Origin of the sequence: Brevibacillus sp. NSP2.1 (genome assembly GCF_000470975.2) — a bacterium.
In the GTDB taxonomy this organism is placed as follows: Bacteria; Bacillota; Bacilli; order Brevibacillales; family Brevibacillaceae; genus Brevibacillus; species Brevibacillus agri.
In genome coordinates this window covers 164,777-182,243 of the sequence record NZ_CP048274.1, presented here as the reverse complement: position 1 = coordinate 182,243, position 17,467 = coordinate 164,777, and the positions used below count along the sequence as shown (strand labels likewise).

17 protein-coding genes are annotated in these 17,467 nt (G+C 50.7%); 2 read left to right on the top strand and 15 right to left on the bottom strand.

Annotation, left to right across the window (positions count from 1 at the left end):
* Positions 1-337: 337 nt before the first annotated feature.
* From M655_RS01045 to M655_RS01015, 7 genes are all read right to left on the bottom strand, one after another.
* Positions 338-979 (bottom strand): ABC transporter ATP-binding protein, encoded by a 642-nt coding sequence (locus M655_RS01045; protein WP_007780416.1) that lies wholly within the window; start codon positions 977-979, stop codon positions 338-340.
* On the bottom strand, positions 976-1,896 hold the full coding sequence (locus tag M655_RS01040) for a DUF1430 domain-containing protein (protein WP_286086024.1): 921 nt from the start codon (positions 1,894-1,896) through the stop codon (positions 976-978). Before M655_RS01040 ends, M655_RS01045 begins: the two co-directional genes overlap by 4 nt.
* Positions 1,897-1,900: 4 nt before the next feature.
* A protein-coding gene (locus tag M655_RS01035; RefSeq protein WP_157179509.1) for an IS3 family transposase occupies positions 1,901-3,024 on the bottom strand; the annotation gives its coding sequence in 2 pieces (ribosomal slippage) (positions 1,901-2,775 and positions 2,775-3,024; 1,125 coding nt in all).
* A 319-nt stretch (positions 3,025-3,343) separates the two neighbouring features.
* Positions 3,344-4,726 (bottom strand): hypothetical protein, encoded by a 1,383-nt coding sequence (locus M655_RS01030; RefSeq protein ID WP_007780435.1) that lies wholly within the window; start codon positions 4,724-4,726, stop codon positions 3,344-3,346.
* Between the two features lie 184 nt (positions 4,727-4,910).
* On the bottom strand, positions 4,911-5,390 hold the full coding sequence (gene rlmH / locus M655_RS01025; RefSeq protein WP_007780437.1) for a 23S rRNA (pseudouridine(1915)-N(3))-methyltransferase RlmH: 480 nt from the start codon (positions 5,388-5,390) through the stop codon (positions 4,911-4,913).
* A 6-nt stretch (positions 5,391-5,396) separates the two neighbouring features.
* Positions 5,397-5,639 (bottom strand): CxxH/CxxC protein, encoded by a 243-nt coding sequence (locus M655_RS01020; RefSeq protein WP_007780439.1) that lies wholly within the window; start codon positions 5,637-5,639, stop codon positions 5,397-5,399.
* Positions 5,640-6,182: 543 nt separating this feature from the next.
* Complete coding sequence (locus M655_RS01015; RefSeq protein ID WP_005831709.1) at positions 6,183-7,403, bottom strand: S1C family serine protease; 1,221 nt, start codon at positions 7,401-7,403, stop codon at positions 6,183-6,185.
* 276 nt (positions 7,404-7,679) lie between these two features.
* On the opposite strand from M655_RS01015, the gene M655_RS01010 reads away from it, so the two are divergent.
* Positions 7,680-7,916, top strand: coding sequence for a hypothetical protein (locus tag M655_RS01010; RefSeq protein WP_005831713.1), 237 nt, complete (start codon positions 7,680-7,682; stop codon positions 7,914-7,916).
* On the opposite strand, the gene M655_RS01005 is transcribed toward M655_RS01010, so the two are convergent.
* The 6 genes from M655_RS01005 to M655_RS00980 form a co-directional block, all read right to left on the bottom strand.
* Entirely contained in the window at positions 7,911-8,699 is a 789-nt protein-coding gene (locus tag M655_RS01005) for an MBL fold metallo-hydrolase (RefSeq protein ID WP_007780446.1), read from the bottom strand. The two genes, M655_RS01010 and M655_RS01005, sit on opposite strands and share 6 nt — an antisense overlap.
* Positions 8,700-8,742: 43 nt before the next feature.
* On the bottom strand, positions 8,743-9,516 hold the full coding sequence (locus M655_RS01000; RefSeq protein WP_005831717.1) for a two-component system regulatory protein YycI: 774 nt from the start codon (positions 9,514-9,516) through the stop codon (positions 8,743-8,745).
* Positions 9,503-10,885, bottom strand: a complete 1,383-nt coding sequence (locus M655_RS00995; RefSeq protein WP_007780450.1) for a YycH family regulatory protein — start codon at positions 10,883-10,885, stop codon at positions 9,503-9,505. Before M655_RS00995 ends, M655_RS01000 begins: the two co-directional genes overlap by 14 nt.
* Positions 10,882-12,705, bottom strand: a complete 1,824-nt coding sequence (gene walK, locus M655_RS00990) for a cell wall metabolism sensor histidine kinase WalK (RefSeq protein WP_025846297.1) — start codon at positions 12,703-12,705, stop codon at positions 10,882-10,884. Before walK ends, M655_RS00995 begins: the two co-directional genes overlap by 4 nt.
* Positions 12,705-13,415 carry a response regulator YycF gene (yycF, locus tag M655_RS00985; protein ID WP_005831723.1) on the bottom strand — a complete coding sequence of 237 codons (711 nt, stop codon included), beginning with the start codon at positions 13,413-13,415 and terminating at the stop codon, positions 12,705-12,707. The genes walK and yycF overlap by 1 nt, the downstream gene beginning before the upstream one ends.
* 184 nt (positions 13,416-13,599) lie before the next feature.
* On the bottom strand, positions 13,600-15,096 hold the full coding sequence (locus tag M655_RS00980; protein WP_005831724.1) for a LysM peptidoglycan-binding domain-containing M23 family metallopeptidase: 1,497 nt from the start codon (positions 15,094-15,096) through the stop codon (positions 13,600-13,602).
* Between the two features lie 257 nt (positions 15,097-15,353).
* Here M655_RS00980 and M655_RS00975 point away from each other — a divergent pair, with 257 nt between their 5' ends.
* Complete coding sequence (locus M655_RS00975) at positions 15,354-15,725, top strand: hypothetical protein (RefSeq protein WP_005831726.1); 372 nt, start codon at positions 15,354-15,356, stop codon at positions 15,723-15,725.
* Positions 15,726-15,800: 75 nt separating this feature from the next.
* Here the strand turns inward: M655_RS00975 and M655_RS00970 are convergent, their stop codons facing one another.
* Both M655_RS00970 and M655_RS00965 read right to left on the bottom strand, forming a co-directional pair.
* The gene (locus M655_RS00970) at positions 15,801-16,010 is read right to left on the bottom strand and encodes a hypothetical protein (protein ID WP_007780462.1); all 210 of its coding nucleotides are present in this window, start codon (positions 16,008-16,010) and stop codon (positions 15,801-15,803) included.
* A gap of 170 nt (positions 16,011-16,180) precedes the next feature.
* Complete coding sequence (locus M655_RS00965; RefSeq protein ID WP_005831731.1) at positions 16,181-17,467, bottom strand: adenylosuccinate synthase; 1,287 nt, start codon at positions 17,465-17,467, stop codon at positions 16,181-16,183.

The window sequence follows — 17,467 nt, the reverse complement described above, 5'->3', positions numbered from 1 at the left end:
ATATTGATAGTTATATGCTATTAAAAGGCCCGTAAAGTGTCGGAATGATATACTTTTTATAGGGAATGTGTTGGCAATTTGTGTAAAAAAACTCATGGATAGACAAAAACCAAAGCTTTTACCCGGTTGCTGCACGGATGTCGCTTTGGTTTATAGCGGATTTGTTACGAGGTCTTTATTTCTTCCTAAGTCAGTATATTGCAATTGTCACTTTTTGTGCCACCACTGATACGTTTTGCCACACTGCTCATTGGTCTTCGCGGGACATTTTTCTTTATGTTTTCCTAAAACGGGGTATTATATGACTGCCTGAGAATTGGATCGGGCAACCTCTTCCTCATGACAGTGTAATCATTCTGCTACATTCTCCCGCAACGTACTCATCATGAGTGACGATAATAATCGTTTTGCCTTTATGATTCAGTTCCTTCAGAAGCTTCACAATTTCATTGCGGTTGTCGACGTCCAATGATCCTGTCGGTTCGTCGGCAAGGATGAGGTCGCATGGCTTTAACAATATCCTCGCAATTGCCACCCGTTGTTGCTCCCCGCCCGACAAACCGTATGTTTTTTGCTTGAGTGAGATATCCAGCCCCACTTTCTCCAGTGCCTCTTTTTTTAATTTTTGCTTTTCCGCTCTTGTTTTTCCCGAATAAAGCAGCGGGACCTCAAGGTTATAGTCAACGGTTGCATCATCAATCAATGCGAAGTTCTGGAAGAGATAGGCAATTCTTGTTCTAAGCAGTTTGTTTGCCTGAGCCGATCCAATCCGCGGACGCTGCTTATCAAACAGTTTCACTGTGCCACTACTCGGATCTTCAAGCAATCCCATAATATTGAGAACAGTCGTCTTGCCAGAGCCGCTTTTACCCGTAATAGCGAGCATATCTCCTTCATATACTTTCAAATTGATTTGTTCAAGAACCGTGTGATCTTGATAGCGTTTGCTGACATCAACCAGTTCACATACCGTTTTCATGCTGCTCCCCCACCTCCTTTTAGTACTTTTCCTTTATTTTTCCGCTCGATAACAAACAGTGCGAGAACAGACGCTACAAATTCAATAGCGAGCACCCCGCCGCCTATTGCAAGCACACGATCGCTAGATGATCCGACTGCTTCGTTGACGGATGACGCTACCATAGATACACTTCCGGCCATTTGAAGCAAACTGGATGCAAAACCACTGTTTACCAATAGGCAGGCGCCGATCTGGATCGCCCATGTCACCGACAGCAACCACATATATTCCTGGTACGTTTTGAAAAAACCGGTACCGAATAATCTGCGCACGATAAATCTTCGTTGAAATTTGCTAAAAAACACGCTCAGATTTTGTACGACAAGCACCAGCAATCCGGCTAACAGTCCGAGACTGATGAATGTAAGCTGGGTCCTTGTATTTTTCAATTCATATATCTGACTCAGAACATATTGGTCGACTGATATCAGATTTGTCAGGTTATCGTCGAGCTTCAGCCTTTTCAGTTCAGGTTCGAGCAACTCGAACGTCCGTTCACTGTCTCTGTTTATCAATTTCACCTTTAACGGATCGCGGCCCCCCCCTCCGCTCATCATGTTGGCTTTGTCTGCAACAAGGCTGTTTTTCTCAGTAACGACGCGAATAATCGGATCTACAATCATATTGTTTTCTAATGGAAACACTTCTGGATTGAAGCTAAATATTTTCTGGTTATTTGCTGTCCAGATGATAGACAGCCGTTGATTTCTTACACGATCCGGAACTTCCACCTGAAACCGGTTCTCATCTACCTCAACAAGATTCTTTCTTACTTTCGTAAAGTAATCCAAAATTTCTTTTTCCTTGTTACGGTATTTTTCAGGAACAAGCAAAATGAAATCGCTTGTATCCTCTGAAATGTGGACTGTCAACACCAAACTAGACGGATTTCTTAAGTGCCTTCTGTTTGTAAACGAGTGGACTCAGATACCCCAATGTCGAGTGAATTCTTGTTTCGTTAAACCACTTGACGTATTTTTCTAATTCTAGCTTCAACTGTGTCAACGACTCAAACTGCCGATTCTTTACGAACTCTGCTTTGATTAGCTTAAAGGTAGCTTCAGCAACTGCATTGTCATAGGGACAGCCTTTCATGCTCAGGGAACGTTTGATTTCGAACGTGTGGATGACTTCATCAATCGTCTGATTTTTAAATTCACTACCACGATCCGTATGAAAGAGCTGGATCTGACGCAAGTCTCCCTTTACGCTTGCAAAAGCCTGGTAGACGAGAGCAGCATCTTTGTATTTTCCACAGCTATAGCCAATGATCTCCCGGTTAAACAAGTCTACGAGCAAGCAAATATAGTGCCATTTATTTGCGACCCGAACGTATGTCAAGTCACTCACAACGGCTTCCAATGGTGCTTCTTTCGCAAACTCGCGATTCAGTTCGTTCTGGATCGGCGATTCGTTACATGACGACATATGCGGTTTATACTGCGCTACTGTGTAGACCGAGACCAGGCCGTTTTTCTTCATCAGACGTCCAATGCGCCGTCTGGAAACCGTCATTCCCTCTTCTTGAAGTTTTGCTTTGATCTTCCTTGCTCCATACACGCGCTGATTCTCTTCAAAAATACGGATAATTGCTTGTTCCACTTCATCATTGACAGATGATTGCTCATTACTCTCGTAGTAGTAGGTACTCCTATTGACCTGAAGAATCTTGCACATGGCCGATATGGGATACTTATGAGCGTTTTGCTGGATTACCGTTATTTTCGTCCGAAGATCAGCGCTGCTTGCTTTAAAATATCGTTCTCCATTTTCAATCGTTGAATTTCCTTACGTAGCGCAAGGAGTTCATTCTGTTCCTCTGTCCGGTTGTCCTTTTCTTTGAAAGAACCTGTTGTTCTACTCTGTTTGACCCAACGGTCAAACGCAGATGCACTCAGATCATATTCTCTCAAAATATCTGCCCGCGGTTTCCCATTCTCGTAAAGTTGAACCATCTGCTGCTTGAACTCGTCTGTAAATGACCGACGCTCACGTTTCTGCATGACATTCTCTCCGTTCCTTGTCGATTTGATTTCAATCTACTAGACCTTAAGAGAATTGTCCAATTCAGTGTAGCCGATCCACAAGTTATTAGGGCACCTTTTGGGGTGCCCTTAACTAATATGCCTCCAGCTTTTACTTTTGCGTAAGCTTACAAGAAAGGGTCTGGGAGTTTTCGCAAAAAACGGTTGTGCGAGGTAAATAAGCTTATGGTATCAGGAAATACGAATCCTTTCCTTAAAAAACGATTTGAGAGGATTAATATTTGATTCGTATGGTGAGCAGCTTGCTCTCTCAGGAAAAATTATGATAGAAAACTCATTAAAAAAACCGATTCTTGAACTGTGCGAAGTTATTTTCTCCGGAGCGGACGTCACTTGGTGTCTTGGCAATAGAATGCGAATAGCGATCTTCACCCTTAATCTTAAGCTTGTAGTGTTTTCCATCATCAGTCAACTCAAACCCGAGTTTAATTAGTTCCCTTTTTCCCTGACTCGACAAGCCGCCAGACTCCGTCAGCACGGCTTTCACCTGATCGATAAACGTTTTCTTGTTGTTCGTTCGCTCGTTGGCTTCCAGAATGGATTCCAACATATTTCGGATGCGTACTGAACAGCTTCCGCTCCTGAGCTTCTCCTCAATGATGTCGAGAATAAGTTCCGCCTGCTCGTTGGCGAATAGTTCCACTTCGGCGCCTTTGAAAATCAACGGTCTCTGCTCGTCCAACTCATTTGAATACAGCATCTGCTGTATTCCCTTCAAATAATAGTTTTCTGCCTCTAGGCTCCTGACCTGTTCCCGCAGCTCCTCGTTTTCCTGCAAAGCGTACTCGATCATCCCGTTGTTTTCGGCTTCGCCTTCGCGGTACCGCTCGATCGCCCGTTGATATTGCAAGTGTTGAACGTAGGACCAGCGGTATTCGTCAGCCGTTTTCCGCGTATTCAACACTGTTTTTACGTAATTTTGGATTTTTTGATTGATGTTTTCGTCTGTGTCGTTCAACACAAATCTTCTGAAATTACGGTCTTGCCAATAGATACCGATTGAGCCATTGTACGCATTTTTTCCATCCGTCAATGCCTTCAGCATCGTTGATACCTTCGTATCCGTCTCGAAATATACATGCGCCAGTCCGGCCAGTTTCAATGCCAGCCTTCGAGGGTCCGTCAGATACGCACCGCCGGAAAACGGCTTGCTGACGTAAATGACTGGCATTGCATTGCTTTTCTGGCAGTTGATCAACGCAGCGAGCTCGGCGACGTTTTCTTCCGTGACCTCTTTGGGCCCCGCTTCGATGCGGATGCCGTCGTCAAACATCGGGCCCGTCTCCCGAATGAGCAGACTTACGATGTATGGGGTAAACGGGAGCTCAGTATAGGTCGTCACGTTGAAATGTGAACGTGACGAAACAATCGCTACCTTGAAATCAACCGCCGTTTTATACCCAACGACATCGGTTCGCCATTCGCCGTCTTCGTCTTTTCGGATATGCCGCACACCACAGTGCACGCCTTCACTTCCCGTCACATGGACGAACTCCATTATTTCCTGATCGCTCTCATACTTCAGACCATTCTGAATAGGCTGGTCGTCAAAAATCATCGTTGTATGTGGACTCCGTTGTTGCCATACCCGGCAAATATTAAGAAAGTGTTCAACCGATGTATCCGTTGAAAGTGGAAGTACGGTATTAAATCCAATCATGTTTTGACTCCTCCCCACATACATAAATATACCATGCCCCGTTTGGTGAATGGGTCCATTTAAATCTCATCTCTAATTCATTTTTTCAGCGCTTTACGTTAATGGTCAGTTTTGGAAAACCCAAGGTACACTCTCGTAATTTGTTAGAATGGCTCCTGAGTGCTCGAAACTCAAAAACTTGCCGTCACTTGTGATAAGGCTCCCCCCGACTAATCCGAAACCCCCGATAAACCTGCTCCAACAACACCAGCCTCACCAACTGATGCGGAAACGTCATCTTCGAAAAAGACAACAGCGCATCCGCCCGCTTCAGCACCGTGTCTGCCAGCCCGAGCGATCCGCCGATTACGAACGCCACCTGGCTGCGCCCGTGCAGCGCCAGCCTGTCCAGCTCCGCCGACAGCTTTTCCGACGACCACATCTGCCCCTCGATCGCAAGTGCGATCACATACTGGTCCTGTTTGATCTGCGCGAGGATGCGCTCGCCTTCCTTGCGCTTTACCTGCTCCATTTCGGCCGCGCTCATTTCTTCCGGGGCTTTTTCGTCGTTGACCTCGATTACTTGCAGTTTGCAGTAGGCAGACAGGCGCTTGCTGTACTCGTCGATACCCTCGCGCAAATACTTTTCTTTCAGCTTGCCTACGGTGATAATCGAAATTTGCACGTTCGTCTACATTCCTTTCTCTTTCAAAAGCGCAATCTGGCCTGGCTCGCCGCATACCCGGCAGCGCTTGTCGGCTGCGCTGTCGTCGATCGCCTGTGCCGGATACGTGTCCGGTGCCGTCTCGAAGTCGTTCACGTAGTCATCCAGTTCCTGCTCCAGATGCTCCATGCAGGAAAAACGCACCGGATATCCCGCTTGCAGCTCCACTTCCTTGCCCTCTATGCGAATGCTTTCCATCATCTTGTCCATCTCCATTGCCTCTTTTCCGCGCATTTTCATGTCGCTTCTTATTCTACCCCAGAACGACAGCAAAACAAATCCATGACCTGCTGATTTGCTGCTCCGAACTAAGCTAAGCTGACACTTCACCCCAGTTTCCACACAAAAAAAAGAAAGCGCCGATCTCAGCTCGACGCTCTACAAAGAAGGGATCTATTTTACAAATAGATAGAGGGGGAACTACTTATATGCAAACGGGACAAAATCGTCCCGGAATTGCTGTCAGTTGTTGCTGGCGAGACGCTCCGGTTTGGCAACAGGCTTCCAGAAGACTTCTGCCTTCCGTCTTTCACCAGCCACCAGAGCGCCGCCAAGCTCGATCTTTACTCACGGAGCGGACTTGCATTCACAGCCCTTATTCATGCTTCATGCCATGCCATGTCCGCATCTCCATCTATGGAAACTCTATGAAAGGAAGCGCAACGCCATAGCAACAACGCAACGCTTGCCATCCATAAGCTTAATCGACCACAAAAGCCTTACTGTTGTTACTCACAATATCACGTCAACTCATCACTGCGGTGTTTTCGTCAGCTTGACAGTAGCCGTCTTCTTGAAGCCGTCACGGTAGTACGTAATCACAACCGTGTCGCCCGGCTTTTTGTTCAAGGTCAGGAACTTGCGCAGTTGAGCGCCGTTGGCAATGTCCTTGTTGTCCATTTTGACGATGACGTCGTATTGTCTCAGGCCGACTTCGCCCGCTGGGGAGAATTTGCCGACTTCGCCTTGGATGACGACCCCTGCTTTTACTTCATCCGGCAGGTTCAAGGTTTCTTTCCAATGCACGCGCGGCACGTTGGTCAGGTCGAATGGCTGTACGCCGAGGTAAGCGCGTTCCAGCTTGCCTTTTTCCATCAACTCGCTGACGATGACTTTCACGTCATTGATCGGCAGGGCAAAACCAAGACCTTCTACACCGGCTTTGGAGATTTTCAGCGTATTGATCCCGATGACCTGTCCTTGAATGTTGACGAGCGCGCCACCGCTGTTGCCCGGGTTGATCGCTGCGTCCGTTTGCAAAACATCCAGCTCCCAGTCGTCCTGGCCGTCTTCGTTAAAGTCCATCGGCATGGAGCGCTCCAGAGAACTGATGATGCCCTGTGTCACCGTGCGGGAAAACTTCATGCCCAGAGGGTTCCCGATGGCGATCGCCGGCTCGCCTACTTGCAGCGTGGAGGAGTCCCCCAGCTCGGCAACGGCGGTTACCTTGGAGCCGTCGATTTCCAGGACGGCGAGGTCGGCGTACGGGTCAGCACCCAAAACCTTCGCGTCCACCTTTTCCCCTGTCGGCAAGGCGATTTCCAGCTTCTGCGCCTGGTCGATGACGTGGTAGTTGGTGATGATGTGGGCTTTGCCGCCCTTTTTCTCGAAAATGACGCCAGAACCTTCACCCTGCTCGACATCTTGCGTATTGCTGAACCAATTGCTGCGGGCACGGCCGATATTGATGACGCCGACAACCGCGTTCTCCACTTTTTTCACTGCGTTTACTGTACCGGTTTCTACCTTTACAGATACAGGCGTGGCAAACAGGTTGGCCGCGGGATTGCTCATGACGTTTGACGCTCCTGGCTTGACCATATTGATATATCCGGAGTTGGAGAGAGTCGGCAGCATGAGCAGGACGACCATTCCCCCAATCACCGCCGACGTTACGGACGTCAAGACAGTGCGACCGATAGAACCGCTTCGTTTTTTCCGCTCCACGTGAGTCAAATCATCGTAAAACCCCATGATTCACACTCTCCTTCTTCCTCTACTAATACTAGGGTTACAGGTTTTTCATTCTCCTATACCCCTGTGTCAGCCGATTGCATGTATGAGTTCGTTGCTGTCTGTTCCTTTTGACACCTTTAGTATACGTCCTGGTTTCGGCAAAATCGCGTGAGAAATATGGAAAGGTTGTGGAATGAAAAAAGCAAAAAGCCCTCGGAATATTTCACCGAGAGCGCGGATATGATAGATTAAAAGCTTTTTCTGACACCAGCTAAAAGAAAGGGTTGATAGAGTATGAAAGAAGTACAGCTCATCGCCAAGCTCGCCGATCTGCAGGAAACGGATTACCACAATACGCTTGTCCTGCATGCCCTGATCGACCTCCTCGTTGCAAAAGGACTGCTGACGCATGACGAGCTGACAGCCAAAGCAAAGGAGCTCGACAGCCAGCTCAGCTTTCAGCTCGATACGATGGTCAAGCTCTCCGATGCGATCAGCCGCCGCCAGACCCGGATCGAACCGCTCCTATAGCTCTTCCAGCTTGGTCGGGCGGTCCGGGTATGTATCGCGCAAATGCACGTCATCCCCGACGGTCAGCCCCTTTTCTTCCAAAATGTTTTTCACCGTCAGTCGGGCCAGGTCGATCATGTTGTTTTCCTTGCTCAAATGGGCCAAATACACGCGCTCTGCTCCGCCCGTCAAACACTCGGTCAAAGCGTCGCCTGCCGCCTCGTTCGACAAGTGGCCCACGTCGCTTAAAATGCGCCGTTTAATGCTCCACGGATACTGCGACATACGCAGCAGCTCGACATCGTGATTGGACTCGAATACATACGCGTCCGCACCGCGAATCGTCTCCTTGATCCGGTCGCTGACATAGCCCAGGTCTGTTGCCACACTGAGCTTTTTCTTGCCGTGATAAAAGCAAAAGCCCATCGGCTCCGCCGCATCGTGCGAGATGCCGAACGACTCGATGCCCAAGTCCTCCAGCTCCCGCTTCTCCCCTACGGCAAACAGGCGCTTTTGCTCTTCCTTGATCGCGCCAATCTGTCCGTTCAGCTCCGCCCACGTTTTTTCATTGGCGTAAATCGGCAAATCGTATCGCCGCGCCATGACGCCGACCCCTTTGATATGGTCGACGTGCTCGTGGGTAACGAGGATCGCGCTCAAGTCGGCAGGATTGACGCCGATTGTTTGCAGCGCGGCCTCTGCCTGCTTGCCTGTAATCCCCACATCGATCAGCACGGAAACACGGTCTGTCGCCACGTAGATGGCATTGCCTGTGCTCCCGCTTGCCAACACACTAAATCTCACCGAACATCCCTCTTCCCGTCGCTTTCCCTGGCTGTCTATTTGTTCATCGCTGCGTGACCATCGCCCGCTCCAAAGCCCCGGTGAACGCGTTGACAAAATGCTGCTTGCCATCGTGGACGACCCGCCATACCGGAGCCAGCGCCTGAATATCCGCATCGTATGAACCGTAATAGCCCAGGCTTACATTCTCAATCCGTTCACCCGGCTGGATAATTTGCTTCTCGACCAGCGAGAGCAGCGCCTTGTAGCCGGAGATGACCTGCCGCCCGCCTTTTTGTTCCCGCACGTGGAAAAACGTTTGCCGATAGCCCAAAATCGCTCCGTTTTCCAAATACACTTCCAAAGGGGCGACGAAGATCGGCATTTTTTCGTGAACCTGCCAGTACAGCAGCCGTGATTGATTCGACTGGTACGAATCCGGCCCGTACTGCTCGGCGTACATCAGCCTTGGCCCGATCTGACGCAGCAGCTCATTCGGAGTCAGTTGGCCGCGAATCTGAATCGGCGGATCCAGCCTTGCCGCAAGCGACATTTTCTCCACCGTAGCCTGAATGCCAGGCAGCTCAAGCAAGTTAATCGGACTGATTCCGACGTATTCCGCATCGAGATAAGCCATCTCCGGAGTTTCTTGCGGAACCTCTGTGTCCAGGGCAATATTTTGCTGATTCAGATACAGCTCCATATTCCACTTTTCTCCCTGCGCCACTTCCTTGTCATTCCAGAGGCTGATGCGCGTCACGTACACCTGATAGAAAAGAAACAGATCGAGCAGAAGAAAGGCCCAGATCAGAATGGTCTTCGTTCTACTCCAATCCATGCGCCCCTCCTCCTCCCTGCTTCACTCGCGCGAGAATGTACAGATTCCCCTGATTCGCCAGCTCGACGATCCAGGTCGGAACCAGATCGACGTATCCGTCTCCTATGACCGTTTGATAGGCGAGGTAGGCATTTGTGATTTGTTCCGTATCGGCCAGCTTTTTGTCCCGGATCAGCTTGTACAGCTCCGGCCCCGACATGATCGTCTGCTCGTTGTTGCCGATATATTTATCCAGATCGAGCAGGGAACGGCTCATCGTTACAACCTGTCCCGCTTCCGATGTAATCTGGATCGTATCAATCTGGATTGGCTCACTTGTGCTCACCAGAGGATACGCCCCGACATACTGGCGGAAGGTGATTAAATCTTTTTCATTGTAGCTTTTCTTGATTCGTTCAAAATGAAAATCGTCCAGCCAACCGAGATGCTTGTTGATAAACGTAACCGCACTCTGGACTTTTTCCTCGTCAGACAGCTCCTGCGCCCGCTGCTGGTAAGCTGGGTCTGTGAAGGTGATCGCCTGCTGCTCTGCCCTCAACTGGATGGATCTGCTGCCGTCTGTGAAAATGACTGTTTTGTCCCGCTCCATGATTTGTCTGACCAGCGACTGGTCGATAAAATACGCCTCCATCAGCCGCTCGTTGGTGACAGGCACATAGCTGTAGCGGAACTGCTGCATCCGCATCTGGTTTTTCGGCAAGTAATACATGCTCCAGATCGGCGCCGGGCCTTCGAGTACCGAATAAGTCCGCTCCGGCCTGACGACCTTCATGATTTGCTCCGGCATAGAACTGCCGGAAGCCAAGTACGACTCCCGCAAATCTTTTGGGCTGATCGAAGTACGCGAACGCATCATGCGACCTTCCTCTGTCGAGAGAAACAGCGCATAGACGACGTCCTCGTCTTTTTCGTAGTACAGCCACAAGCGGTCAATGCCCTTGATGCCGCTGTCATACTCGTCGCGAAACGTGACCAGTCGCGATACGATCGACAGCGGTACTGTACTGCGAAACCGGACCTCCAGCCCCAACTTTTCCCGGGCAATTTCCCCCCACTTTTCATTGGACAGCGCAAACGGGGAGAAATCGAGGAAAATCCATTTCGACATCTCGCTTACGATCAGGCTGTAAGGCGCATCTGTCGCTATTGCACGCGTATGGCGCTCTTCCCCGTAATGAAACACGACCGACTCCGGGGTCACCAATTGCTCCAGCGTCTTTTCCTTAACCGGTTTGGACTCTGTGTATTGTGCGGGCTCGATGAACTGCAAATTGGGCTGGTTCGACCACAGCATAGCTGTCAGGCAAAAGCTGGCCACGACCAGCAGGATCAGCAAGACGGTCTTGGCAGGCTCCAGCATCCGCTTCATCCCGCATTACCTCCTTGGGCAAATGGGACCCAGAACGTCACCGTCGTCCCCACGTTCCATTCGCTGGTAATCTCGATATCTGCGCCGTGAGCCTGAACCAGTTCGCGGGCGATAGCCAGTCCCAAACCTGTGCCGCCTTGTCCACGCGAGCGCGCTTTGTCTACCCGGTAAAACCGTTCAAAAATTCGCTTCAAATCACGGGCCGGTATCCCGATCCCTGTATCGCTAATCGAGATTTGCACCCGCTTCTGACTGCGGTTTTCTTTGGCGGACAGCACGACCGTGCCGCCTTGGGACGTATATTTGATCGCATTGGACAGCAAATTGTCCAGCACCTGGTTGATCGCATCCAAATCAATGTACACAGGCGGCAACTTGTTTGGCACATCAACAGTAAGCTGTACCTCCTGCTGCTCGCTGAACATGGAAAAGCGATCGGCCGCATAGCGCAAAAGCCGGCTGATGTCCGCCTCCTTGCAGTGCAGACGCACGCCCTGCGAATCGAAGCGGCTAAGCTGCAGCAAGTCATTGACCAGGCGAATCATCCGCTCTGTCTCGGACATGGTCACCTTCAAAAAGCGATTGGACAGCTCCGGCTCATCTACTGCACCGTCCAGCAAGGCTTCCACGTAGCTTTTGATCGTCGTCAGCGGAGTGCGCAGCTCATGCGAGACATTGGCGACAAACTCCCTGCGCTGCTGCTCCAGTCGCTGCTGCTCGGTTACATCCGCGACTACCGCGATGATCCCGCCCTTTTTTCCGCTGTCGTGCTGCAAAGGCGTAAACGTCACGCGCAAAATGACTTCTTCCTGATTCGGGAGGCGCATTTCAATAAACAGCGGCTCCTCCTGCGCGTACAAAGACATCTCTTCCTCGGGAGGCAGGCTGAGCAGATCGGCCAGCGTCCTTTTTTTTCGCAAAACATCTGCCATGCGCACTTGCAGCATCTCTTCCGCTGCGCGGTTGAACAAAATAATCTGCCCGTTGCGATTGGCCGCGATCACGCCGTCCGTCATGTTGCTCAAAATACCCGCGAGCTTTTCCCGTTCTTCCTCCTGCTGCAAAATCGCTTCCTGCAGCCGCAGCGTCATGTGGTTAAAGGCCATTCCCAGTTGGCCGATCTCGTCGTCGCTGTACACCCGCACGCTGCTGTTGAAATCGCCGTCGGCAACGAGCCTTGCCTGTTTGGTCATTTCCTTGATCGGCTTGGTAATCGTTCGCGCGAGCACGACCCCCAGGCCCGCCGTAATGACGAGCGCAAACATCGTGCCCGTCGCCAAAATCCCGTTCATTTTACGAATCGTCGTGTAGGTGCCTTCCATCGAAGCCATCATGTAGACTGCGCCATAGACGATCTGGTCGCCTTTTACGGGCAGCACCAGCACCTTTACCCTTGCTCCGGTGCGCGGGTCAATCCGCATCGACTCACTGCGCGTTCCGAGCAAAGCTACTGTGACCTCCGGCTGCGAGGTGCGCTGACCAATCGTGCTCTTGTCCTCTGTCGTGCTGACCACTGTTCCGGTCTGGTCGATGACCTGCACATTGGCGCCGTTTATTTTCACCAGGTTGTTAATGAGGTTGTCGATGTCCTGGCGGTTTTGCTCCGCGCTCGGCTCCTTCCCGTCGCGCGGCCGCAGATCGCTCTCCAGCAAACTCGCCAAAAGGCTCGCCTGGGCATTGAGCGCCTCTGAAAAGTTATTGATGTAATAGCTCTCCACTTCCCTGGCAAAATAAGCGCCGATGAACTGCATGGCGAGCAGAATCAGCAGCATGTAGATGACGACCATTTTCCACTGGATCGTTTTGAACAGCCGCCTCATCATCCAGGCGTGCCTCCCACCCCGGGATTGCGCATGGTGTAGCCTAATCCGCGCCGCGTAATAATGTACTTCGGCTGGCTCGGGTCGTCCTCGATCTTTTCGCGCAAGCGGCGGATCGTGACGTCCACCGTCCGTACATCGCCAAAATAGTCGAAGCCCCACACCGACTGAAGCAGGTGCTCCCGCGTCAAAACTTGTCCCTGATGACGGGCCAAGTACATCAGCAGCTCAAACTCGCGGTGCGTCAGATCCAGCGGTTCTCCCGCCTTCTCCACCGTGTACGAGTTCAAATCAATTTCCAGCTCGTGCACACGCAGCAGATGCTGGCTGTCTTTTTCCTCGGCTCTTGGGCGGTGGCGGCGCAAATGCGCTTTGACCCGCGCCACCAGCTCACGGGTACTGAAAGGCTTGGTCACGTAATCATCCGCTCCCAGCTCCAGCCCCAGCACTTTATCCAGCTCCGAGTCCTTTGCCGTCAGCATGATGATCGGCACGTCGTGCGTTTGCCGGACAGCCCGACAGACGTCCATTCCGTCCCTGCCCGGCAGCATGACATCGAGCAAAATCAAATCCGGCCGCTCATCCTGAACGACAACAAGCGCTTCGTCGCCATCGTAGGCGCACACGACCTGATACCCTTCTTTTTCAAACGTGAACTTCAATATATCTGCAATCGGCTTTTCATCGTCTACCACGAGGAGTTTTGCCATCCCGCTCCCTCCTTTTCTCTATAAGGATTCCACTTCGAACATCGCTATTCCTCTACAATACACCATGTCCACCCGGCATAGAAGCCCCTGCCAGCCACTCCCTGCCTTTCGCATCGTCAAAGTGCCGACATAGCAAAAAGGGCTCCTCCAAAGAGTCGCCCTTTTCTATCCAAAAATTACATGTCTATTTTAAGAAACGCATCGGGTTCTGAACTCGTCCATTTTGATGAACCTCAAAATGGAGATGGACACCGGTAGAGTCTCCGGTCGAACCTTTTACGCCAATTTTCTTCCCTTGTTCAACTACATCGCCGACCTTCACGCTGATCGTGCTCAAGTGGCCATACAGCGTTTCCATCCCGTTTCCATGGTCGATGATGATCGCTTTTCCGTAATCGCCGTCCCAGCCCGCGAATTTGACGCGGCCGTTGTCTGCCGCCATGACAGACCCTGATCCGGCAATGTCGATTCCTTTGTGCAGTCGGCCCCAGCGAGAGCCGAATCCGCTGCTGATATATCCGCTTGCAGGCCAGCTCAGACGGCCTGTCCCACGCGAAGGAATAACCTTTGTTCCGCGCTCCATGATTTTTGCGACTGGCTGTGCAATGACTTCTTGTTTGACAACCTTGCGCTCGACAACTTGTCCATTTTCTTTCACGACTTCATACTGAACGAGCTTCGTACCGTTTTTGCCTTCTTGAACAACTTTTGTTTCCCCTTTGGGAAGCTTGTCATTGTTGTTGATCTGGGTAGGGAATGCAATGACTTCTTGCTGCGAAACGTCTTCCTTCACCCGTACCGTAACCAACGGGCGAATCGCTGTGACGTTGATTTCCTGTCCTAGCTGCAAAAGCGTGTTTTCCGTAATGCCAGGGTTATTGGCATAAATGTCTTTTGTGGTAATTCCGTACTTTTTGGCAATACAGCCGATGCAATCGCCCTCAACTACCGTGTGCTTCAGTTCCTTGAAGGTGCCCTTGACCAAAAGCTCTTCGACTTTTTCGGCAGGCAAAATTTGAGCTGCAGGTACTGTTTCCGTCTGCAACTCTACGTTTTCTTTGAAAGTCACTTCTTTTACCGGGGTTGCCTTCATCTCCGCCATGGACGCCGCCGCTACTGCGGCTTTTTTGCCAGTGAGAATAGGCACGCCGGAATATTTTTGCTTCACTTCGGCCAGCACTTCTTCAGCCGATTGTTGATCGGGCAAGTAGCCAACCACTTTGCCGTCGATCACCAGCTTCACTGCCTGAACCTTGATGTCTGCCACGGAAGCCAGCGCTTTGACTGCGGCATCGTTGTCAAAAGGAGCCTTGAACTGGCGCTCTTCCTTGAAGGTGATGTAATCCGCCAGCGTCAGATTCAGCCCTTTTTTGGCTTTTTCTTCTGCCAGCTTTGCTGCCGTCCAATCCTGAATGACCTTAGGATCGTTCACCACACCGATTTCCTGTCCGTTTACGATGACGTGATAGACCGATGTGACATTGCTCGTATAGTAATATTGCGCCGAAGCTCCGGCGGCCACCGTCACCAGCAATCCCGCTGCGATGGAAACCGTTTGCTTTTTATGTCCCTGGATGTACGAGCTTGTACGTTTCATTGCACGTTTCGCCAGATCGCTGCAATCCCGAACGATGCGTTCGGACCGTTCCTGCAGCTTGGCCTTCCACTCAGACCATTGCATAACTTGTCCCTCCTGAAAACAGATACAGCTATCTCGTTCCATTTCCTGAAAATTTTAAATATACCGACTAGGTCATATATCCCAATATTTAGTTACCAATTATCTGCCAAAATGCCTAAAGAAACCAACTATGTCGACTTTACCATAAATTTCACGACAACATCAAGTGTAAATTGCTGTCGAATAAAAAATATGACGAAGCGTCACCATATGGACATACAATTGGGGGTTTTTTTCATTACTGGGAGGCTGATTACGTGAAAGAACGCAACATTTTGGCTGGATTCCATACCGAGGATGAGGCGAAACAGGCAGAAAATGCGCTTCGACAAGCCGGCTTTACGACCATTCAAATCGACAAAATCGGCCAATTTCCAGGGGACGGATTAGAACAGATCACCACCCCGCTCTCCGGCGATTTTCCGGGGGTAGGGGTGCTGACACTGGCTGGCGATTTTCCAAGCGGACCGGATGCACGCATCCTGGCAGCGGCGAATCCGGATGCCAGCGGGCTGTCCGATCGCGGTGACGATAATCTGACCCGTACGGTGCTGCTGACTGCAGTCGTTGCGGAAGAACGGGGGGACGAAGCGATCGCCATCATCCGCTCTCATGGCGGCCTGATCTGAAATGTGAAACACAATAAACAGCCATCTTTCCCTTTTTGGAGGAAAGATGGCTTATTTCGTCTCAGGCATCCAGGCTTACACCTCTTGCATTGATGTCACGTCTTTCAGGGCGAGTCTGCGAATCGTCGTTTTCTCTGCGTCGTTTTGCTGCTTGTAAGTGGTGATGAAGCAAAGGTAACCGTTGTTGAAATGAGTCATGGTCCCCTTGATAACGACGCCGTTAATCATTTTCACCTGTACGTTTTTCCCCAGCAGCTTCTTGGCTTTTTGGTCAAACCCCATCATCACGATCACCTCTCCATTTCTCCTTATGTCTAACCTTATGCCCAGAGGGTGCCGTTTCTTGTCTGTCCGTAAAAAAAGGAAAAGCTGCCGAATTATCGACAGCTTTTTTCATACGGCTTGCCCATGAAAATGGTCAGGCCGACTTTTCTGCTACGACGTTGGAACTAGGCTTATCCCCAGATGCCGCGCACAACAACGGTTTGCTCGCGATCTGGCCCTACGGAGAAGATCGACATTGGGATACCTGTCAGTTGTGTGATGCGCTCGATGTAGTGGCGAGCGTTTTCTGGCAGGTCGTTCAGATTGCGAACACCGGTGATGTCCTCGGTCCAGCCTGGCAGTTCTTCGTAAACAGGCTCGCATTTTGCCAGCAGGTTGAGGTTTGCCGGGAACGATTCAATGATTTCGCCATTGTATTTATACGCTGTGCAAATGCGCAGAGTCTCAACACCAGAGAGCGTATCCAGCTTGGTGATAGCCAGACCAGTGATACCGCTCACGCGACGGGCATGACGAACGACTACGCTGTCAAACCAGCCTACGCGGCGGGCACGGCCGGTTGTCGTACCGTACTCGAAGCCAACCTCGCGGATGTGATCGCCAGTAGCGTCAGTCAGCTCAGTCAGGAACGGACCGTCACCTACGCGAGTGGTGTACGCCTTCGCTACACCGATTACTTGATTGATTTTGGTTGGTCCCACGCCGGAACCGATAGTCACGCCACCCGCAATCGGGTTGGAGGAGGTGACATAAGGATACGTCCCTTGGTCGATGTCGAGCAGTACGCCTTGGGCCCCTTCAAAAAGAACACGGTTTCCGTTGTCAATCGCATCGTTGAGCACAACAGATGTGTCGGTTACGTATGGACGAATGATTTCTGCCAGAGCGAGGTACTCATCCAGCACTTCTTGCAGGTCAAAGCCAGTCGTATTGTACATTTTCTCCAGCAGCATGTTTTTCTCTGCCAGGTTGCGTTCCAGCTTGCGGGCAAACTCATCGCGATCCAATAGATCGGCAATGCGGATGCCGATGCGAGCTGCTTTGTCCATGTATGCCGGGCCGATCCCTTTGCGGGTCGTACCGATTTTATTTGCACCGCGGCTGTCTTCTTCCACGCCATCCAGCTTGATGTGGTACGGCATGATGACATGCGCGCGATCGCTGATTTTCAGATTGCTAGTGGAAAAACCGAAGCTGTGAATGTACTCCAGCTCTTTTACCAATGCCTTCGGATCGATTACCATACCGTTTCCGATTACGCAGGTCTTGTCAGTATAGAAAATTCCGGATGGAATCAGGTGCAGCTTATATTTGTTACCATCAAAAATAATGGTATGGCCGGCGTTGTTACCCCCTTGGTAACGTGCCACTACCTCTGCGCTTTCAGCCAAATAGTCTGTAATTTTACCTTTACCTTCATCGCCCCACTGGGTTCCGACGACAACGACTGTTGACAT